Consider the following 19908-nt stretch of genomic DNA (forward strand, 5'->3'; position numbering starts at 1 on the left):
AAGAGGGCCTTGCGTCCCGGCTGTGACAGTCCTGGCACACGGCACCGCGCAAACCCCCGGCCACCTGCGGCTAAGGTGTGCCGCATGCGCGATCTGGGTGTGGGCTTCGGCTACTTGATGAAGGGGCAGCGCTGGGTCGCCCAGCACGGCAAGCAGTACGGATGGGGGCTGCTGCCCGGCCTCATCACGCTCGTCCTCTACGCGGCCGCGCTCGTCTCGCTGGCCTTGTGGGGCGTCGATCTGGTCGGCTGGGCCACGCCCTTCGCCGACGACTGGTCCTCACCCTGGCTCGGCCTCTTCCGCGGCTTCCTGACGGCGCTCCTCTTCGCCCTCGCGCTGCTGCTCTCCGTCGTCACCTTCACCGCGGTGACGCTCCTCATCGGCGAGCCCTTCTACGAGTCGCTCTCCGAACAGGTCGACATCTCCGAGCGCGGCCACGCCCCCGAGTCGGGCCTGCCGCTCTGGCGCGACCTGTGGATCTCCGCCCGCGACAGCCTGCGCATCGTCGTGCGCGCGATGGTGTGGGGCATCCTGCTCTTCGCGCTCGGCTTCATCCCGGTCGTCGGCCAGACCGTGGTCCCGGTCATCGGCTTCTGCGTGACGGGCTTCTTCCTCGTCGAGGAGCTCAGCGCGGTCGCGATGCAGCGCCGCGGCATCCAACTCCGTGAGCGCCTGGCTCTGTTGCGCGGCCGCAAGCAGCTCGCCTGGGGCTTCGGGACGCCGCTCGCCGTCGCCTTCCTGGTGCCGTTCGTCGCGGTGTTCCTGATGCCGGGCGCGGTCGCGGGAGCGACGCTGATGGCACGGGACCTGCTGGGCGAGAACGGCTCGGGCGACGACGGCGAGGGCGCCGCCGCTCAGGACGACGAGGCGGCCGCCCCGAGGATCCCGCGCACCTGAGCGACGATGTCCAGCCGGTTCCGTACGAACTCGGGATCGGTCACGGCACCCGTCGCCGGATCGGTGTTCCCCGCGCCGAACTGCAGGACCGGCGTGTGGACATGGCCGCCCGGCAGCCGGTCGTGCAGGCCGAGCCGGTCGCGCAGGAGCGTCGCCCGGTAGGCGATCTCGTTCGACAGGTAGTTCCCGCCGCCGCCCTCACGGGCCGTGGACCCCTCGGTCGGCCCTTCCGGCCTGACCACGGGCGTGGTGCCGCCCGCCGGGATCTCCGTCACCGACGTGTTGTCGTACACCGGGAAGCGCCCGGTGTCGGCGGCCACGATCTCCTTGTACGGCAGGGTCGTCGACGTCCACTGCGGCTGCGAGGCGGGATCGGACACCGGCACGGTCTCCGTGCGCGAGAGGTTCTCGTTGTCCGGGAACCCGCCCCGCCAGGCCCCGTTGGTCCGCTCGACGTCGAAGCGACCCACGCGCCCCTGGCTGATGGTGGTGAACAGGTCGACGCGCGGCAGCTGCGGCCGCAGCGCCCGCTCCACGGCACCGTCCCCGAAGTCCTGCCAGCGGACCGGGAAGGTGACGGCCTCGATGCGCGCGGGCCCCTCGGCGGTCCGGATCGTCGTGCCGTCCAGGGCGAGCGCGGCGGCGCCCGACGGATTGCTGATCCGTACGTCCCGGTCGAGCGTGAACGGGTCGAAGCCGGTGACCAGGATGCGCTTGACGTGCTTGTGCCCCCGGGGGTACGCGACGGCGTCCTGCCCGCGCGACGAGGTCTCCAACGCGCGCATCAGCCGCGCCCGTTGGGTATCCGACAGCCGGAAGCCGCTCGGCTCCCACTGCCGCAGCTCCCGCGTCATCCCGAGCCTGGCCCAGTAGAGCGGCCGGTCGTCGTCCCTGCTGAGATCCCCTCCCGCGGGCCCGCGCCCCTGCACCCGGTCCACGGCCCGCCGCCACAGCTCGCCGCCCTCGCGTACGACGAGCCGCCTGGCCTGCGCGTACGAGCGGGTCTTGGCGAGCGCGCGGGCCAACTGCGGTGCGCGCGAGTCGAATCCGCTGCGGCGCAGGATCTCCTGGGGCGCGGCGCGGTCGAGCCGTTGCTCTTCGGCGGTGGCGGCGGACGGGCCGCCCGCGGCTCCGGCGGGCGCGGCCGACGCGGGTGCGGCGGCGCCGAGCCCGACCAGCAGGGCGGCGGCGCCGAGGGTGCCTATACGAGGGAACACACGAATCCTTCCGTGGCCGGTCACCAGTGGATCAACGACTGGTGGGGTGGCGGAAGTATCGCGGGACGGAAGGGGTGAGCGCTACGGCGCCCTGCGGGTGAACCGGCGCCGCGCGGCCAGCGCGAGCAGCGCGCAGCCGAGCGCCCCGACCACCAGATCGGTCCAGGCGGGGGCGCCGGCCTCCCGCAGCAGGGCGGAGACGCCGAAGCTGGTGTCCCATCCCGACTCGGTGATCGCGGAGCCGAAGCCCTGTGCGATCAGGATGAACCCGAAGAGGGTGAGCGTCCCTTCGCCGGAGGACGTGCCGGGCCGGGCGGACTTGGGCTGTGCGGACTTGGGCCGTGCGGGCATGGCGTATCTCCCCGAGTGCGGCGCCGTGGTGACGGCGCCCTCTTTTCCGATGCGGTCGCATCAGATCATGCATCGGAGGCGGGATATGATGCAACCGCATCGAAAAGCTGGAGCCGGCTGAACCCGGCTGAACCCGGCTGGAACCGGCTGAACCCGGCTGGCACCGGCCCGAACGCCCGAAGGAAGGCCCCGCACGTGCCCAAGCAGGTCGACTACGAGGACCGGCGCCGCCGCATCGCCGAGGCGGTCCGCCTGCTGATCGCCCGTTCCGGGATGGAGTCCGTCAGCCTGCGCGACGTCGCGGCCGAGGCGGAGGTCTCCATGGGGGCGGTCCAGCGCTGCTTCCGCACGAAGGACGAGATGCTGCTCTTCGCGCTCGAAGACATCTCGCAGCGCGTCGCGGACCGGGCGAAGGCCCGCATCGAGGCATCGGACACGCCCCAGTCGGCCGCGACCCTGCTGGACCGCACGCTCTCCGCGCTCGCCCTGGTCGACCCGGAGGACAGGACGGAGGCCCAGGTCTGGGTGGCCTTCGTGGCCCACGCGACGATCAGCGAGAGCGTGGCGCCGGTACTACGCGACACCTACGCCAAGCTCCACGACCTCCTGGTCTGGCTGCTGGACTACGGCAGATCCACCGGCGAGTTCACCCCCGACGTGAACGCCCCCGCGGAGGCCCGCGCGCTGCTCGCCCTGACGGACGGTCTCACCGCGCAGGTGCTGGTGGGGCATGTGACGCCGGGGGAGGCGAGGGGGGTCTTGCGGGGGAGGACGGAGCGCCTGATGGCTGACGCCTCGCAAGGGGCGCGGGGAACTGCGCAATACCCCGTGTGACCCGGGCGGTACGGGGGGGGCAGGGGACCGTCTTCCCCCGCGGGAGCATCGTGGCCGCTCGCGCAGTTCCCCGCGCCCCTAGGCGGGGCCGGCCTGTCCGGTGCCGAGGGGGGACGTGCTTTTAGGGGCGCGGGGAACTGCGCAAAACCTCGTGTGACCCGAGCCTTACGGGGGGGCAGGGGACCGTCTTCCCGCGCGGGTGCGTCGTGGTTGCTCGCGCAGTTCCCCGCGCCCCTAGGCGGGGTCGGCCTGTCCGGTGCCGAGGGGGGACGTGCTTTTAGGGGCGCGGGGAACTGCGCAAAGCCCCGTCCCGCCCGCAGGGAACCGCGAGACCACCCACGACCACCGCCCCAAAGTAAAACCGGTTGCGGCGACAAGACCACCCCCGCGAGGCTCAGGCACATGACCACGCCCCCGCCCCCCGCCACCCCGCTCCCGCTGACGTCTCCCGAAGCCCGACCCGCACGGGGCCAGCAGCAGGCCGACCGGCACCGGAGGCCGATCCACGCGCACGCGTGAACGCGGTCCTGGTCGCCGGCCTCCTCGCCGGATACGGCATCGCCATGCCGGTCGGCGGAGTCGCGACCTACCTCGTCGCCCTCACGGCCCGCACGACCCTGCGGACCGGCGCCTGCGCCGCACTCGGCGTCGCGACGGCCGACGGCCTCTACGCCCTCGTCGCCACGGTCGGCGGCACCTCGCTCACCCACCTCCTGACACCGTTCATGACCCCGCTGCGCTGGGCCTCGGCCCTGGTGCTGCTCGCGCTCGCGGCACGCGGCGCCGTCACGGCGGTCCGCCAGTACCGGGGACGCACGGCCGTCACCGGCAGGCCGGACACCCCCGTCGGCCCCGGCCGCGCCTACGCCGCGCTGCTCGGCATCACGCTCCTGAACCCCGCCACGGTCGTCTACTTCGCCGCCCTCGTCCTCGGCAGCCCGGCCACCACCTCACTGACGGGCCCCGAACAGGCGCTGTTCGCGCTCGCCGCGTTCGCCGCCTCCGCGAGCTGGCAACTGCTCCTCGCGGGCGGCGGCGCACTCCTCGGCCGCGCGCTCACGAGCAGCGGGGGCCGCCTCCTCACGGGTCTCGCGTCGAGCGCGCTGATCGCGGGACTTGCGGGGCACCTGGCGGTGTCGGCGGGGTGAGCCGACAGAACCCTGTCAGCTCAACTCAACGTCCGGCTAAGTCAGTTCAACGTCCGGCGACGTCAGTTCACCGATCACATGCCGCGCCGTATCCGCCATCCACGGATTCGTCTCGCGGTAGTACGAGAGCTCGTTGAGGGCGATCGTCAGGGCCCAGCCACGGCCCCGCGCCCACATGGCGTCGTCCGTGGCCGGGCCGAGCGCGGTGCGGAACGCCCGGCGGGCCGCGCCGTCCATCAGGTACCACCCGGCGATCAGGTCCACCGCCGGGTCGGCCGTACCCATGCACTCGAAGTCGATGACGGCACTCAGCCGGCCCCCGGTGACCAGCACGTTCCCCGGCTGGAGATCCCCGTGCACCCACACACCGGGCCCCCGCCACGGCCCGGCGCGCAGCGCGTCCCGCCACACGGCGGTCACGGCGTCGGCGTCGACGACCCCGCGCAGCCCGGCGATCACCTCGCGCGTGCCGGCATCGCGCGACGCCAGCGGATCGCCGCGGAAGGAGACGGGCGCGCCGTCGGTGCCGACCCCGCGCAGCGCGGTGACGAACGCGGCCATGTCCGCGCCGAACAGGGCGGGTTCGGCGAGCGGCCGCCCCGCGACGGGCGTCTCGCCGTCGAGCCACCGGAAGACGGACCACGGGTACGGATAGCCCTCACCCGGCGTGCCCGTGCCGAGCGGCGCGGGCACGGGGACCGGCAGCTCCGCCGCGAGCCTGCGCAGCCACCCGTGCTCGCGCCGCACCTCGTCGAGGTCCCCCGGGTGACGCGGCAATCGCACCACCAGGTCGGTGCCGAGCCGGTACATGGTGTTGGAGGTCCCTGCGGACCCCACCAGCTCCACGGGCAGCCCGGCCCACGCGGGGAACTGGGCATCGACCAGGCGGCGTACGAGAGCGTCGTCGATGTCGGGTTCGTCGGCGTGCATCTTCGGTGCGGCGGGCATCGGTGACTCTCTGGCTCGGGGCTCGGTGGAAGCGGCGGTCGGCCGCGCGCCGATGAAAGCCGCCCGCCCCGGCGTGGGTCAACCGATTTCGCCCGCACCGTCCCCCGTCCGCCGCACGCGGGCAGGACCTCCCGCCCGTACTCCGGCCGGGCAGGCCGCCCGCAGCGCCCGCAGGAACGGCACGGCGGCGGGCGGTGCCGAGTGACCCCGTGGCGTCGCCGCGTACACCGCGCGGGCGGGGGAGCCCTCGTCGCGGAGGGGGACCAGGGCGATGTCGGGCCGTACCGACTCGGCGGCGAGCGCCGGGATCAGCGTCACGCCGAGCCCCGCCGCGACGTAGCCCTGCTTGGCTGTCCACTCCGCGACGACGTGGGCGACGCGCGGCCGGATGCCGTGGCGCGCCGCCAGGTCCAGGAGGGTCCCCTCGGTCCTGGGGCTGCCGGATATCCAGTCCTCGGCGGCGAGTTGGGCGAGCCCGAGCTCGGGCAGCGCGGCCAGCGGGTGGCGGGCGGGCAGCGCGACGTAGAGGGGTTCGTCGAGGAGATGGTGCAGTTCGTACGCGTCGGCGGGCAGCGCGCCGCCCGTGGTCGACACCACGGCGAGGTCGAGTCCGCCGTCCGCGACGCGGGCGAGGAGCGCGGGCGTCAGGCCCTCCTCGCGGACGAGGGTCACACCGGGGTGCGCGGCACGGAACTCCGCGATGGCCCGTGGCACCAGCCCCGCGTCCGCCGTCGCGAACGCGCCGACCCGCAGCAGCCCGCCCGCCGCGTCCCGCAATGCCGTCAACTCCCTTCCCAGGGAGGCGAGTCGGGCCGTGAGGTCCGTCGCGTACGGCAGCAGGGCGCGCCCGTGCGCGGTCGGCCTGACGCCGCGCGGCAGCCGGTCGAAGAGGGCCGCGCCGCCCAGCGCCGCCTCCAGCGCGGCGATCTGCCGCGAGACGGCGGACTGCGTCCAGCCGAGCTCCCGCGCCGCCACGGTGAACGACCCGTGCCTGGCCACGTCGAGGAACGTGCGGAGCCAGACGGTCGAGAGGTCGGGGGGCGTGGTGTCCGCCGGGTGTGCGGCATGCGGGTTCGGCATGGCTCACATGCTAGAGATTCGCTTGTCGCATCCCGTGGTCGGGCCTAGCGTCGAGGCATGGAAAAGATCGCATTCCTCGGACTCGGCCACATGGGTGAGCCGATGGCCCGCCAACTCCTCGCCGCCAAGCACGAGTTGACCGTCTGGAACCGCACCGCGGCGAGGGCCGACGCCCTGGTCGAGGCGGGCGCCACGCGCGCCGCGAGCCCCGCCGACGCCGTGCGCGACGCGGACGTCGTCATCACGATGCTCGCGGACCCCGCCGCCGTACGCGCGGTGGCCGAAGCCGTCGTCCCCGCGCTGCGCCCCGGCGCGTACTGGGTGGAGATGTCGACCGTGGGCCCCGACGTCGTCGCGGAGCTCGACGCGCTGGTCCCCGCCGGGATCACCCTGGTGGACGCCCCCGTGATGGGCAGCACGGACAAGGCGGCCGCCGGGCAGCTCGGCATCCTCGCGGGCGGTGAGGCGGGCGGCGTCGAGCACGTGCTCGCCCACTTCGGGCCCGTCACCCGCACCGGCGCCCTCGGCTCGGGCGCCGCCCTCAAGCTCGTCGTCAACACGGCGGTCCTCGGCGGCGTGGCCCTGGTCGCCGAGGCCATGAAGCTCGCCGACGCGCTGGGGCTCACGGAGGAGACCGCGAAGGACGCCCTGGCCAAGGGGCCGCTCGGCGGCGCCGTCACCCGGGCCTTCGCGGACGGCGTGCACTTCGGCAACGACCTCGCCGTCAAGGACGTCGCCCTGGCCACAGACGCCGCCGAACTCCCCATGATGCAAGCGGCGTTGGCCCACTACGAGGCGGCGGCCGCGATCCCCTCCCTCGCCCACGAGGACGTCGCCCGCGCCGTCCCGCACATCCGCGGCCACCACGCCACATGAACCCGTTGGCCACCACGCCCCATGAACCCGTTGGCCACCACGCCCCATGAACCCGGTGGCCACCGCGCCCCCCCCTGGCCCCCGCGGCCACCGCACGCCCCGTGACCCCGCCGAACCGCCCGGAGGAACCCGGCCCATGCAGATCACCCTCGACAACCCGGCCGGGGCGCAGCAGCCCCTCGGCCCCTACTCCCAGGTCGCCCGCGTCCAACTGCCCGACGGGGGAGCCCTGTTGTACCTCTCGGGCCAGATAGCCGAGGGCGCCGACCTCGCGACCCAGTCGCGCGGCGTCTTCGAGATGCTGACGGCCCTGCTCGACGCCCACGGCGCCACCCTGGCGGACGTGATCAACATCCGCACGTTCCTCACCGACATCGACGAGCTGCCCGCCTACGCCGCCGTGCGACGGGAGTTCCTCACCGGGACGCCGCCCACCAGCACCACCGTCGAGGTGCCGCGGCTCTTCCGGCCCGAGGCCCTAATCGAGGTCGAGGTGGTGGCCGCCGTCGCCGGTCCCGCCGGTCCGCGCCCGGCCCCCCGGCTCGCCCAGTAGCGTCAGGAAGTCCCTGAACGCCCCCGGCATGTCCACCGATTCGGGGTCGAGCAGCCACTGGTACTGGAGTCCGTCCATCACCGCGACGAGCAGCGGGGCGGCGGCTTCCGGGGTGAGCCCGCCGGGCAGCCGCTCCCCGTACTCGGCGCGCAGCACCTCGGCGAAGTTCTCGCGCACCGCCCCGTACCGCTTGGTGAAGAAGTCCCTGGCCGGATGCTCGTCCGTGACGCTCTCGCCAAGCAGCGCGGAGAAGGTCTGCACGAGCCCCCCGCGCATCGTGTTGTACTCCACGAGCGAGCCGAGCAGGTCGAGCCGCCACTGGCCGCGCGGCACCGCGTCCCACTGGTCGCGGGCCTCCAGTACGGCGACGAGCAGGGCCTCCTTGGTGGGGAAGTAGTGCAGCAGGCCCTGCTGGGTGAGCCCCACCCGCTCGGCGACCGCGCCGAGGCTCGCGCCCCGGTAGCCGCGTTCGGCGATCACTTCCAGGGCGGCACGGAGGATCTCCGCGCGCCGCTCCTCGCTCCTGGTCCTCGCCGCCATGGCTCGTACCCCTTCCCCGTTGGTCTCCGCGGACCGGCCCGTCCGGCAGGCGGGCCGCCGCATCCCTGCTCGGAGGACCGTACGACATCTCCCGATGCCCCTCTTGATAACAGCAAGATAACGAAACCTACCGCTCTACAGGTAGTCGATGCACGATGAGAGGAAGGAACGGACTTCTACGAGGAGGCACCGCCATGGCGGGACGCAAGGCCACCGAGGGCACGCAGGCGGACCAGGCGCGTGAGGCGGCCGTCGAGGCGGCGCTCGGCAAGCTCGATCTCGACACCAAGGCCAGGCTGCTCGGCGGCCGCGACATGTGGTCGCTGCACGCCCTGCCGGAGATCGGCCTGGAGCCCCTCGTGATGTCCGACGGGCCGATCGGCGTGCGCGGCATCCGCTGGACCGCCGACGACCCCTCGATCGCGCTGCCCTCCCCGACCGCGCTCGCCGCCACCTGGGACCAGGACCTGGCGCGCCGCGCGGGCGCGCTGCTCGCCCAGGAGGCCCGCCGCAAGGGCGTCCACGTCCTGCTCGCGCCCACCGTCAACCTGCACCGCTCCCCGCTCGGCGGCCGCCACTTCGAGGCGTACAGCGAGGACCCGTACCTGACCGGCGTCATCGGCACCGGCTACGTCCAGGGCGTGCAGAGCGGCGGCGTCGGCACGACCGTCAAGCACTTCGTCGGCAACGACGCGGAGACCGACCGCTTCACCGTCGACAACAAGATCGGCGCGCGGGCCCTGCACGAGCTCTACCTCGCCCCCTTCGAGGCGATCGTCGCCAACGCCCACCCCTGGGGCATCATGACCGCCTACAACCGGGTCAACGGCGTGACCATGACCGAGCACCGCTACCTGGTCAACGAGGTCCTGCGCGGCGACTGGGGCTTCGACGGCTGCAACGTCTCCGACTGGATGGCCGCCCGCTCCACCGGCGGCGACATCGAGGGCGGCATGGACGTGGCCATGCCCGGCCCGCAGACCGTCTACGGCGAACCGCTCGCCGCCGCGGTGCGCGCCGGCGAGGTCGCGGAGGAGGCCGTCGACGAGGCCGTCCGCAACGTGCTGCGGCTCGCCGCCCGCGTCGGTGTCCTCGCGGGCGCCGAACCGGTCGTCACCGAACCGCCCGCCGAGATCGACGGCGAGGCGCTGGCCCGCGAGATCGCCCGGCGCGCCTTCGTCCTCGTACGCAACGAGGGCGGCGCCCTCCCGCTCGCGCCCACCGGCAACGTGGCCCTGATCGGCGCGGCCGCCCGCGACGCGCGGATCCTCGGCGGCGGCTCCGCCACCGTCTTCCCCGCGCACATCGTCTCCCCGCTCGACGGCCTGACCGCCGCGCTGCCCGACGGCGCCCTCACCTACACCGTCGGCGCCGACCCCAGCGACGAACTCGTCCCCGCCGACAAGGGGTTCGAGCTGCGCGCCGTCTGCCGCGACGCCGAGGGCGAGCTGCTCGGCGAGGGCCGCCTGCCCACCGGCCAGGTCCAGTGGATCGGCGACGACCTGCCCGCGGGCGTCACCTACGAGACCATGGCGAGCATCGAGGTGACCGGCACCTTCACCCCGCGCGAGAGCGGCGAGCACTCCTTCGGCACGCGCGGCCTCGGCGCCTTCACCCTGACCGTCGGCGGCGAGGTCCTCTACGACGGCGTCCAGGAGATGGGCTCCGCCTCCGACCCCTTCGAGGCGTTCTTCGGCTCCCCGGTCGAGCGCGGCAAGGTCACGCTCACCGCGGGCGAGCCCGTCGAGGTCTCCCTGCTCCACCCGCTCAGCGCGGAGTTCAAGGCGCCGCTGCCCGGCGTCATGTTCTCCTTCGTCCACCTCGGCCCGCGCCGCGACGCCGACGAACTGATCGCCGAGGCCGTCGAGGCCGCCCGGCACGCCGACACCGCCGTCGTGGTCGTCGCCACCACCGAGCGCGTCGAGTCCGAGGGCTTCGACCGCCAGGACCTCGCCCTCCCCGGCCGCCAGGACGACCTGGTCCGCGCGGTCGCCGCGGTCAACCCGAACACCGTGGTCGTCGTCAACTCCGGTTCCCCGGTGGAGCTTCCGTGGCGCGACGAGGTCGCCGCGATCCTGCTCAGCTGGTTCCCCGGCCAGGAGGGCGGCGCGGCCCTCGCCGACGTCATCCTCGGCGCCGAGGAGCCCGGCGGCCGACTCCCCACCACCTGGGGCGACTTCGCCGCGGCGCCGGTCACCGACGTCACCCCGGTCGACGGTGAACTCACCTACTCCGAGGGCGTTTTCATCGGCTATCGCGCCTGGGAGCAGGCATCCGCGACCCCTTCGTACGCCTTCGGTCACGGCCTCGGCTACACCGACTGGACGTACGAGTCGCTGACGGTCGAGGGCAGCACGGCCACGGTCCGGATCCGCAACTCCGGTGCACGCGCGGGCCGCGAGGTCGTCCAGGTCTACCTGTCGCCCGTCGACAACGACGACACCCGCCCCGCCCGCTGGCTCGCCGGCTTCGCGAGCGTGGCGGCGGCCCCGGGCGAAAGCGTCGAGGTCACCGTCGAACTCCCGCGCCGCGCCTTCGAGATCTGGGACGAACGCCTCGACACCTGGGCCCACCAGATAGGCGCCTACGAGGTCCAGGCAGGCCACTCCCTCACGGACCTGCGCCTGACGGAAACGCTGGCGGCGTAGCGCTCGGTTCGTGTTTCCAGGCGCACGGGGCTGAGGGCAGTGTCTTTGGGGGCACGGGGCTGAGGTCGCTGTCTTTGGGGGCGCGGGCTGAGGGCCGCGTTTCAGGGACGTGGGGCTGAGGGGCGTGTTTCAGGGGCGCGGGGCCGAGGGGGCCTGTTTTTAGGGGCGCGGGGAACTGCGCGACCAGCCACGACGAACCCGCGCCTCCCCACCGGGCACCGGCCCCCCGCCCCCTCACCGAGCAGAAAACGCATACACACTCTCGGACGAGAAGACCTCACCCACCCGCAGCACCGCAGAGGGAAACCCCGACTGATTGGGGGAGTCGGGAAAGCGCTGCGTCTCCAGCGCGATCCCGCCCCCCGGGGCGAACGGCAGATCCCCCGCGAAGTGGTCCGCGGTGTAGAGCTGAAGCCCCGGCTCCGTCGTGGCGACGCTCAGCACCCGCCCGGACCCGGGATCACACAGCCGGGCCACCTCCACGGGCCCGGCCGTGACCCCCTTGTCGAGCACGTAGTTGTGGTCGATCCCGGCCCCCACCGCACGCGCGACGCGGAAGTCGAACCGGGTCCCGCCCACCTCCTCGTACGCCCCGGTGGGAATCCCCGTGCCGTCCACCGGCGTGAGCCGCGCCGCCGCGATCCGCACCTCGTGCCCGAGCGCGCTGCCCGTGCCCGCCCCCGCGAGGTTCCAGTACGTGTGGTTGGTGAGGTTCACGACGGTCGGCGCGTCCGTCGTCGCCTCGTACGCGATCCGCAGCGCACCCGTACCGCCCGGCGCGTCCGCCGGTTCGAGGGAGTACGTCACCGAGACCGCGAGCCGCCCCGGATAGCCCTCCTCGCCGTCGGGCGAGACCCGCGACAGCCGCACCCCGTGCGCCCCTTCCGGCTCCGCGTGCCACACGTGTTTGTCGAAGCCGCGCTCGCCGCCGTGCAGCCCGTTGGGACCGTTGTTGCGCGCGAGCCGGTACGTCCGCCCGTCCAGCGCGAAGGCGCCGCCCGCGATGCGGTTCGCGTACCGTCCCACCAGCGCTCCGAAGTACGGCCCGGGGTGCGCGAGATACCCGTCGAGCCCCTCGAACCCCAGTGCCACCTGCGCGGTTCGCCCGGAACGGTCGGGAACTTCCGCCGACTGCACGATCCCGCCGTACGTCAGGACGCGTACCCGCACCCCGTCCCTTTCCAGGGTCCAGCGGTGGACGGGCGTGCCGTCGGGGAGCGTCCCGAAGAGTTCACTGCGCATGATCGCGACCCTACGCCGGGGCCGCGGCCGCCGGGGAGCGCGGGATCTAGGCCGTGGGCTTGGCGGCCGTGACCCGGCGGTAGGCCAGCTCGGCGAGGCGCGACTGGCCGTTCTTGCTGGGGTGGAACCAGTCCCAGTGACTCAACTGGTCGCCGTCGAAGCGGTAGTCGAAGACCGCCCCGCCGTCGTACCGGCAGCGCTTGTCCTTGCCGCACACGTCCTTGAGCACCTTGTTGTACGCGACCACCCGGTCCCGCACCGCGTCGCGCCGCTCGCTCGCCGCCGCGTTCAGATCGTCCGGATCGGCCAGCATCGAGGAGCAGATGCCCAGCTTCCACACCTGCTTGCCCAGCGGGTTGGTGCGCCCCTGGGACCAGAGCCGCTTGAGGTCGGGGACGGACGCGACGTACACCTGGGTCTTGGGCAGCGAGCGGCGCAGCGTGCGCATGGCCTGCTCGAAGCCGGCCCGGAACTCGGCGACCGGCGTCATCGACGCGGCCGTCGAACGGCAGGCGTCGTTGGCGCCGACCATCACGGTCAGCAGCTCGGGCCGCTCCGTCGCGGCCTGTTCGACCTGGCCGTTGAGATCGTCCATGCGGGCGCCGGTCTTGGCGTGGTTCCAACTGTGCGAAGCGGCCCGCCGCTTCCCGAGCAGACGGGTCGCCAGGCTCCGCACCTCGCCGTCCGTGCCGGTCGCCCAGGACACCTCGGGGCAGTCGGAGAGCACCGAGCAGGCGTCGAATCCGCGCGTGATGGAGTCGCCGACCGCGGCCACCGAACGGGGCGAGGTGTCCCAGGTCGGAGTGGGTTTCGGGGACGGCCTGTCATGGGCGGCCGAGCCGCCGGGAGCGGAGGCCTCGCCGCCCTGCGCGTCACACGCCGTGAGGACGGTGGTGCCGAGAAGAGCCGCCGTCGCGACGGCGACGACGGCACGCGAGCGGTGCCTGCGATTCCGCATCCCCTGGTCCCCTCTGTCGTTCAACGTGACGTCGTGTGCGTGCCCGGGGTTGCGCCCCGCCGGGTGAAAGGTCGGAGTTTCCTGGCCCCGGGACCGACGGTACGTCACACTCCTTGCGCCGCCGCACGGTAGCCTCGGCCCGTAGCTGCCGGGCCACTGCTGTCACGGCGGCGACATGGCGGGAGATCCACCCGGTGGCGCACCGCCGCATTGGTTCCGCTAAATTACATCACGTCAGATCTGTCCCCTTTTTCTAGATTTCTCTAGTCTTTGGGAAAAATGCTCGGCACGGGCGCGAGGCCGCTGGGGAAGGCGAACCTCGACCCACACTGGAGGTCCCGGTGACGACACGTGGAGTTCTGTACGTGCACTCCGCACCGCGCGCGCTGTGCCCACACGTCGAGTGGGCCGTCGCGGGCGTGCTCGGCGCGCGTGTGAGCCTCGACTGGATCAGGCAGCCCGCGGCGCCGGGCACCTGGAGATCCGAATTCTCCTGGCAGGGCTCGGTGGGCACCGCCTCCAAGCTCGCCTCGGCGCTGCGCGGCTGGGATCTGCTGCGCTTCGAGGTCACGGCGGAGCCCTGTGCCAGCGCGGAGGGCGAGCGCTACAGCGCCACGCCCGAGCTCGGCATCTTTCACGCGGTGACCGGCATCCACGGCGACATCCTGATCCCCGAGGACCGGCTGCGCGCCGCGCTCGCCCGTTCCCAGCGGGGCGAGAGCGTCCTGGAGGCCGAGCTCGCCAAGCTGCTCGGCAAGCCCTGGGACGACGAACTGGAGCCGTTCCGGTACGCGGGCGAGGGCGCCCCGGTCCGGTGGCTGCATCAAGTGGTGTGACCTACGCGAAGGGGCCCCACCGAGCGGTGGGGCCCCTTCGCGTAGGTACGGCCGGGTCAGACGGTCCGGAACGCCAGGACGACGTTGTGGCCGCCGAAGCCGAACGAGTCGTTCAGCGCCGCGATCCTGCCCTCGGGCAGCGCGCGGGCCTTGTCGCGGATGATGTCCGCGTCGACCTCGGGGTCGAGGTTCTCGATGTTGATCGTCGGCGGGGCGATGCGGTTCTTGAGCGCGAGGACCGTGGCCACGGTCTCCACGCCGCCCGCGCCACCGAGCAGGTGACCCGTCATCGACTTGGTGCTGGCGATCGCCATGTGGTCGACGTCGTCGCCGAAGGTCTTGCGCAGCGCCTTGATCTCGGCGACGTCGCCCTGCGGGGTCGAGGTCGCGTGCGCGTTCACGTGCATGATCTCGGCCGGCTTGAGGTCGGTCGTCTCGATCAGGTTCTGCAGTGCCGCGGCGATGCCGTTGCCGGACGGCTCGGGCTGCGTGATGTGGTGCGCGTCGGCCGAGATGCCCTGGCCGACGGCCTCCGCGTAGATCTTCGCGCCGCGGGCCTTGGCGTGCTCCTCGGACTCGAGGATGATCACGCCGGCGCCCTCGCCGAGCACGAAGCCGTTGCGGTCGGCGTCGTAGGGACGCGAGGCGCCCTGCGGGTCGTCGTTGTTCTTGGACATCGCCATCATGTTGCCGAACGCGACGATCGGCAGCGGGTGGATCGCCGCCTCCGTGCCGCCCGCGACGACGACGTCGGCGCGGCCGGTGCGGATCATCTCGATCGCGTAGCCGATGGCCTCCGCGCCCGAGGCGCAGGCCGACACCGGGGTGTGGACGCCCGCGCGGGCGCCGAGCGCGATGCCGACGTTGGCGGAGGGCGAGTTGGGCATCAGCATCGGCACGGTGTGCGGGGAGACGCGGCGTACGCCCTTCTCCTTGAGCACGTCGTACTGGTCGAGCAGCGTGGTCACGCCGCCGATGCCGGAGGCGATGACCGCGCCCAGGCGGTTCGGGTCGATGGACGTGTCCTCGCCCGCCTTGGCGGTGTAGCCCGCGTCGGCCCAGGCCTCCTGGGCCGCGATCAGCGCGAACTGCGCCGAGCGGTCCAGCTTGCGGGCCTGCGGACGCGGGATGATCTCGCCGGGTTCCACGGCGATCTGACCGGCGATGCGGACCGGCAGCTCGGCTGCCCAGTCCTGCTCCAGCAGGCTGACGCCGGAGCGTCCGGCGAGCAGCCCCTCCCAGGTCGAGGCTGCGTCACCACCCAGCGGTGTGGTTGCGCCGATACCGGTGACGACCACGGTGCGATTGGTCGAGTTCACAGGAAATTTCTCCACGGTGTTGAGGGGATCAGCGGCGCCACCGCCGGGTGGCGACTGAGCATCGCCTTGATCAGGCCTGGTGCTCGAGGATGTACGTGGTCGCGTCGCCGACCGTCTTGAGGTTCTTGACGTCGTCGTCCGGGATCTTGACGTCGAAGCGCTCTTCGGCGGCGACGACGACCTCGACCATGGACAGCGAGTCGACGTCCAGGTCGTCGGTGAAGGACTTGTCCAGCTGGACGTCCTCGACCGGGATGCCGGCGATCTCGTTGACGATCTCGGCGAGACCGGCGACGATCTCTTCCTGAGTGGCGGCCATGTTGGCGCTCCTTCTTATGTATCCAGAGGGTGTGGCGCCCGCCGCGGCAGCGGCAGGTTGGTTACAGCTGCCCGGATCGGATGATCCAGACGTGATGCCTAGGGGAGGGTAACGACCGTGGCGGCGTACACGAGACCCGCCCCGAAGCCGATGACGAGCGCGGTGTCGCCGCTCTTCGCCTCGCCGGTCGCCAGGAGCCGCTCCATCGCGAGCGGGATCGAGGCGGCCGAGGTGTTGCCGGTGGTGCGCACGTCACGGGCGACCGTGACGTGTTCCGGCAGTTTCAGAGTCTTCACCATCGAGTCGATGATTCGCTCGTTGGCCTGATGCGGAATGAAGACATCCAAGTCGTCCGCGGTGATTCCGGCCGCGTCCAGCGCCTGCTGGGCGACCTTCGCCATCTCGAACACGGCCCAGCGGAACACCGCCTGGCCCTCCTGCGTGATGGCAGGGAACTTGTCGGGGGAGCCCTCGCGGTACTCCTCCCAGGAAATCGTCTGCTTGATCGTGTCGGACTTGTCGCCCTCGGAGCCCCAGACCGTCGGGCCGATCTTCGGCTCCTTGGAGGGTCCCACGATGACCGCGCCGGCCCCGTCACCGAACAGGAACGCCGTCGCGCGGTCGTGCAGGTCGGTGAGGTCGCTGAGCCGCTCCACGCCGATGACCAGGACGTACTCGGCGGAGCCCTCGACGACCATGCCCTTGGCGAGGGTGAGGCCGTAGCCGAAACCGGCACAGCCCGCGGAGATGTCGAACGCGGCGGGCTTGCCCGCGCCGATCTTGTCCGCGATCTCGGTCGCGATGGCCGGGGTCTGCTTGAAGTGCGAGACCGTCGAGACGATCACGCCACCGATCTGCTCGGGCGTGATGCCCGCGTCGGCGATCGCCTTGCCCGCCGCCTCGACGGACATCGCGGCCACGGTCTCCTCGTCGGAGGCCCAGTGGCGGGTCGCGATGCCGGAGCGGGAGCGGATCCACTCGTCGGACGAGTCGATCGTCTCGAGGATCACCTCGTTCGGCACGACGCGGGTGGGCCGGTAGCCGCCGACGCCCATGATCCGCGCGTACGGGGCGCCCTGGCTGGGCTTGATCTTCGACATGCGCTACGGCTCCTTGTCTCGCTCAGGAATGCTCGGCGACGAGCGTGCGGGCCGCGTCGAGGTCGTCGGGGGTCTTCACCGCGAGCGTCTGGACGCCCTTGAGGGCACGCTTGGCCAGACCGGTCAGGGTGCCGCCGGGGCAGACTTCGATCAGCGCGGTCACGCCGAGTTCCTGGAAGGTCTCCATGCACAGGTCCCAGCGGACCGGATTGGCGACCTGGCCGACCAGGCGGGAGATCACGTCGGCACCGGCGGAGACCGCCTTGCCGTCGCGGTTCGAGACGTAGGTGATCCGGGGGTCCGCGGGGGTCAGACCACCCGCGGCCTCCTCAAGGGCTGCCACGGCGGGGGCCATGTGCTCGGTGTGGAACGCGCCGGCCACCTTGAGGGGGACCACCTTGCGTACGCCCTCGGGCTTGTCCTCCGCGAGCGCGGCGAGCTGCTCCAGGGTGCCCGCGGCCACGATCTGGCCCGCGCCGTTCACATTGGCCGGGGTCAGACCCAGCTTCTCCAGGTGCGGGACGGTGACGTCGGGGTCGCCGCCGAGCAGCGCCGCCATGCCGGTCTCCGTGACGGCGGCCGCCTCGGCCATCGCCAGACCACGCGTGCGCACAAAACGCAGCGCCTCGTCCTCGGTGAGCACACCGGCGTACGCGGCGGCCGTGATCTCGCCGACGCTGTGTCCCGCGACGGCGCCGGGCGTGATGTCACCCAGTGCCGTGGCGGAGAGCAGACCGGCCGCGACCAGCAGGGGCTGGGCCACGGAGGTGTCGCGGATGGCGTCCGCGTCGGCCTGCGTGCCGTAGTGGGCGAGGTCGAGCCCGATGGCGTCCGACCAGGCGGCGAGCCGGTCGGCGGCACCGGGGAGGTCGAGCCAGGGGGTCAGGAAGCCGGGCGTCTGAGCGCCTTGGCCGGGAGCGACGAGTACGAGCACTCTCACACTCTCTCTTGTGGACGGTAGGGGCCGCCCGTGGGGACAGGGACGAAGAACGGCTGGGGGAATTGTAGGGGGCCGACAAAATCCTACGATTGAGGATCGCCGTCGGCCAGCCGTCCCAGGATCAGCGCGATCCGCAGCGTGAAGGCGGAGCGCACATCGGAAGGTGACCAGCCGGTGACGTCAGTCACACGTCGGAGCCGGTAGCGCACGGTATTGGGGTGCACGAAGAGCATCCGGGCCGCGCCTTCGAGGCTGCTCGCCTGCTCCAGATAGACGCTGAGCGTCTCCAGGAGCGCGGAGCCCGCTTCCTCCAGTGGTCTGTAGATCTCCTCCACCAGCTGCTCGCGGGCCGCCGGATCCCCCGCCATGGCGCGCTCCGGCAGAAGATCGTCCGCGAGGACGGGCCGGGGGGCATCCTGCCAGGCGGCGCTGGCCTTGAGTCCGGCGGCCGCGGCCTGCGCGGAGCGGGTGGCGGCGAGCAGGTCGGGCACGATGGGACCGGCCACCACGGGACCCGCGGCGTACGGCCCGATCAGCGCCTTCGCGACCGCCAGCGGATTGTCGTTGCCACCCGCGATGACGACCAGCCGGTCACCGAGCACGCCCGTGAGGACCTGCAGCTTCGCGTGCCGGGCGGCCCGGCGGATGGCCTCGACGGTGAGCTCGCTGTCGCCGTCGGGGGCGGTGCCGAGGACCACGCAGACATGTTCGGGGGAGTTCCAGCCGAGCGCGGCGGCGCGGGACACGGCCCCCTCGTCGGCCTCTCCGGAGAGCACCGCGTTGACGACGAGCGATTCGAGCCGGGCGTCCCAGGCACCGCGTGCCTCGGCGGCCTGCGCGTACACCTGCGCGGTCGCGAAGGCGATCTCGCGGGCGTACACGAGCAGCGCCTCGCGGAGGATCGACTCGTCACCGGGGGCCGCGACCTCGTCGATCGCGGACTCCATCACCTCGATCGTCGTACGCACCATCTCCACGGTCTGGCGCAGGGTGATCGCCCTGGTCAGCTCGCGGGGGGCGGTGCCGAAGACGTCGGTCGAGATGGCCTGCGGCGCGTCCGGATGCCGGAACCACTCGGTGAACGCGGCGATACCGGCCTGGGCGACCAGACCGATCCAGGACCGGTTCTCCGGCGGCATCGCCCGGTACCAGGACAGCGTCTCGTCCATGCGCGCGATGGCCTGCGCCGCGAGGCTGCCGGACGACTTCTCCAGGCGCTTCAGGGTCGCGGCGTGCGCGTGCGGGTTGCGGGCGTCCTGGCGGGACCCCGGCTCGGGCTCCTGATGGGCTGCGTTCGCTGAGGGTTCGGGCACGGGGACAAGACTGCCTTATCGGGGCGGGGAGATGCGGTGCCGGGGCTAACGTGGGGTCCGTGATTGATGTGCGGCGCTCCGGCGACCGGTACCGCGGCGGGGAGGCGGCGGCCGGTATCGAATCCTTCCACGCCTTCTCCTTCGGGCCCCACTACGACCCCGACAACCTCCGCTTCGGCGCGATCCTGGCCTGCAACGAGGAGCGGCTCGGCCCCGGCGCGGGCTTCGACGAACACCCGCACAGCCACACCGAGATCGTGACCTGGGTGGTCTCCGGCGAGCTCACCCACCGCGACTCGGCGGGCCATGTGTCGCGGGTCGCGCCCGGTGACGTGCAGCGCCTGTCCGCGGGCGGCGGCGTCCGGCACGTGGAACGCAACGACGGCACCGAACCACTGGTCTTCGTCCAGATGTGGCTCGCCCCGCTCGAACCCGGCGGCGAACCGTCCTACGAGGTGGTGCACGGCATCGCCGACTCCACCCCCTACGCGGTCCCCGCGGCGGGCGCGCTGCTCCACGTGCGCCGCCTGTCGGCGGGGGAGCGCCTCGCACTCCCGGAAGCGCCGTTCGTCTACGTCCATGTGGTGCATGGGGAAGTCGGCCTGGGGGAGTCGGAGTTGGGCCCCGGCGACTCGGCACGTCTCACCAGGGAATCGGGCCTGGAAGGGGTGGCTTCGGGCGGCGCCGCGGAACTCCTGATCTGGGAGATGGCGAGCGCCCCGTAAGGGGCGCGGGGGAGCGGCGCGATCAGGCCCCGAGAACGGCCGGTCGGCAACGAACCGTACCCCG

The 19908-nt window shown here is 72.5% G+C and carries 20 protein-coding genes; 8 read left to right on the forward strand and 12 right to left on the reverse strand.

Annotation, left to right across the window (positions count from 1 at the left end):
- Window positions 1-84: 84 nt before the first annotated feature.
- Complete coding sequence (locus ACIO9J_RS17985) at window positions 85-897, forward strand: EI24 domain-containing protein (RefSeq protein ID WP_401999778.1); 813 nt, start codon at window positions 85-87, stop codon at window positions 895-897.
- Here ACIO9J_RS17985 and ACIO9J_RS17990 read toward each other — a convergent pair.
- On the reverse strand, window positions 855-2120 hold the full coding sequence (locus ACIO9J_RS17990; RefSeq protein ID WP_402001071.1) for a pyroglutamyl peptidase: 1266 nt from the start codon (window positions 2118-2120) through the stop codon (window positions 855-857). The two genes, ACIO9J_RS17985 and ACIO9J_RS17990, sit on opposite strands and share 43 nt — an antisense overlap.
- Window positions 2121-2195: 75 nt before the next feature.
- Window positions 2196-2465 (reverse strand): hypothetical protein, encoded by a 270-nt coding sequence (locus tag ACIO9J_RS17995; RefSeq protein WP_401999781.1) that lies wholly within the window; start codon window positions 2463-2465, stop codon window positions 2196-2198.
- Window positions 2466-2660: 195 nt separating this feature from the next.
- On the opposite strand from ACIO9J_RS17995, the gene ACIO9J_RS18000 reads away from it, so the two are divergent.
- Together ACIO9J_RS18000 and ACIO9J_RS18005 are read left to right on the forward strand one after the other, a co-directional pair.
- Entirely contained in the window at window positions 2661-3299 is a 639-nt protein-coding gene (locus tag ACIO9J_RS18000) for a TetR/AcrR family transcriptional regulator (RefSeq protein WP_401999784.1), read from the forward strand.
- A 515-nt stretch (window positions 3300-3814) separates the two neighbouring features.
- A complete protein-coding gene (locus tag ACIO9J_RS18005; protein WP_401999787.1) occupies window positions 3815-4447 on the forward strand; it encodes a LysE family transporter in 633 nt (210 codons plus the stop codon).
- Between the two features lie 36 nt (window positions 4448-4483).
- On the opposite strand, the gene ACIO9J_RS18010 is transcribed toward ACIO9J_RS18005, so the two are convergent.
- Both ACIO9J_RS18010 and ACIO9J_RS18015 read right to left on the reverse strand, forming a co-directional pair.
- On the reverse strand, window positions 4484-5395 hold the full coding sequence (locus tag ACIO9J_RS18010) for an aminoglycoside phosphotransferase family protein (RefSeq protein WP_401999790.1): 912 nt from the start codon (window positions 5393-5395) through the stop codon (window positions 4484-4486).
- A 78-nt stretch (window positions 5396-5473) separates the two neighbouring features.
- Window positions 5474-6475 (reverse strand): LysR family transcriptional regulator, encoded by a 1002-nt coding sequence (locus ACIO9J_RS18015; protein WP_401999792.1) that lies wholly within the window; start codon window positions 6473-6475, stop codon window positions 5474-5476.
- Between the two features lie 57 nt (window positions 6476-6532).
- Here ACIO9J_RS18015 and ACIO9J_RS18020 point away from each other — a divergent pair, with 57 nt between their 5' ends.
- Together ACIO9J_RS18020 and ACIO9J_RS18025 are read left to right on the forward strand one after the other, a co-directional pair.
- Window positions 6533-7351 carry an NAD(P)-dependent oxidoreductase gene (locus ACIO9J_RS18020; RefSeq protein WP_401999795.1) on the forward strand — a complete coding sequence of 273 codons (819 nt, stop codon included), beginning with the start codon at window positions 6533-6535 and terminating at the stop codon, window positions 7349-7351.
- Between the two features lie 136 nt (window positions 7352-7487).
- On the forward strand, window positions 7488-7904 hold the full coding sequence (locus ACIO9J_RS18025) for a RidA family protein (protein WP_401999798.1): 417 nt from the start codon (window positions 7488-7490) through the stop codon (window positions 7902-7904).
- Here ACIO9J_RS18025 and ACIO9J_RS18030 read toward each other — a convergent pair.
- The gene (locus ACIO9J_RS18030; RefSeq protein WP_401999801.1) at window positions 7830-8444 is read right to left on the reverse strand and encodes a TetR/AcrR family transcriptional regulator; all 615 of its coding nucleotides are present in this window, start codon (window positions 8442-8444) and stop codon (window positions 7830-7832) included. The genes ACIO9J_RS18025 and ACIO9J_RS18030 overlap by 75 nt on opposite strands.
- Window positions 8445-8638: 194 nt before the next feature.
- Between ACIO9J_RS18030 and ACIO9J_RS18035 the strand changes: the two genes are divergently transcribed.
- A complete protein-coding gene (locus ACIO9J_RS18035; protein ID WP_401999804.1) occupies window positions 8639-11092 on the forward strand; it encodes a beta-glucosidase H in 2454 nt (817 codons plus the stop codon).
- A 234-nt stretch (window positions 11093-11326) separates the two neighbouring features.
- On the opposite strand, the gene ACIO9J_RS18040 is transcribed toward ACIO9J_RS18035, so the two are convergent.
- Entirely contained in the window at window positions 11327-12334 is a 1008-nt protein-coding gene (locus ACIO9J_RS18040) for an aldose epimerase family protein (protein ID WP_401999807.1), read from the reverse strand.
- A 46-nt stretch (window positions 12335-12380) separates the two neighbouring features.
- Window positions 12381-13292 carry an SGNH/GDSL hydrolase family protein gene (locus ACIO9J_RS18045; RefSeq protein WP_401999810.1) on the reverse strand — a complete coding sequence of 304 codons (912 nt, stop codon included), beginning with the start codon at window positions 13290-13292 and terminating at the stop codon, window positions 12381-12383.
- 341 nt (window positions 13293-13633) lie between these two features.
- On the opposite strand from ACIO9J_RS18045, the gene ACIO9J_RS18050 reads away from it, so the two are divergent.
- Complete coding sequence (locus ACIO9J_RS18050) at window positions 13634-14128, forward strand: DUF3145 domain-containing protein (protein WP_055554651.1); 495 nt, start codon at window positions 13634-13636, stop codon at window positions 14126-14128.
- 56 nt (window positions 14129-14184) lie between these two features.
- Here the strand turns inward: ACIO9J_RS18050 and fabF are convergent, their stop codons facing one another.
- The 5 genes from fabF to ACIO9J_RS18075 all read right to left on the reverse strand — a co-directional run bounded on the left by fabF (window position 14185) and on the right by ACIO9J_RS18075 (window position 19119).
- Complete coding sequence (gene fabF / locus ACIO9J_RS18055; RefSeq protein WP_401999813.1) at window positions 14185-15447, reverse strand: beta-ketoacyl-ACP synthase II; 1263 nt, start codon at window positions 15445-15447, stop codon at window positions 14185-14187.
- A gap of 70 nt (window positions 15448-15517) precedes the next feature.
- Window positions 15518-15766, reverse strand: coding sequence for an acyl carrier protein (locus tag ACIO9J_RS18060; RefSeq protein WP_127827902.1), 249 nt, complete (start codon window positions 15764-15766; stop codon window positions 15518-15520).
- Between the two features lie 98 nt (window positions 15767-15864).
- Window positions 15865-16866, reverse strand: coding sequence for a ketoacyl-ACP synthase III (locus tag ACIO9J_RS18065; RefSeq protein WP_401999816.1), 1002 nt, complete (start codon window positions 16864-16866; stop codon window positions 15865-15867).
- 22 nt (window positions 16867-16888) lie between these two features.
- Window positions 16889-17800: an ACP S-malonyltransferase gene (locus tag ACIO9J_RS18070; RefSeq protein WP_401999819.1), complete on the reverse strand. Its 912-nt coding sequence runs from the start codon at window positions 17798-17800 to the stop codon at window positions 16889-16891.
- An 89-nt stretch (window positions 17801-17889) separates the two neighbouring features.
- Entirely contained in the window at window positions 17890-19119 is a 1230-nt protein-coding gene (locus ACIO9J_RS18075) for a PucR family transcriptional regulator (protein ID WP_401999822.1), read from the reverse strand.
- 59 nt (window positions 19120-19178) lie between these two features.
- Between ACIO9J_RS18075 and ACIO9J_RS18080 the strand changes: the two genes are divergently transcribed.
- Window positions 19179-19844, forward strand: coding sequence for a pirin family protein (locus ACIO9J_RS18080; RefSeq protein WP_401999825.1), 666 nt, complete (start codon window positions 19179-19181; stop codon window positions 19842-19844).
- Window positions 19845-19908: the final 64 nt, after the last annotated feature.

Source organism: Streptomyces sp. NPDC087300, assembly GCF_044744425.1.
Taxonomy (GTDB): Bacteria; Actinomycetota; Actinomycetes; order Streptomycetales; family Streptomycetaceae; genus Streptomyces.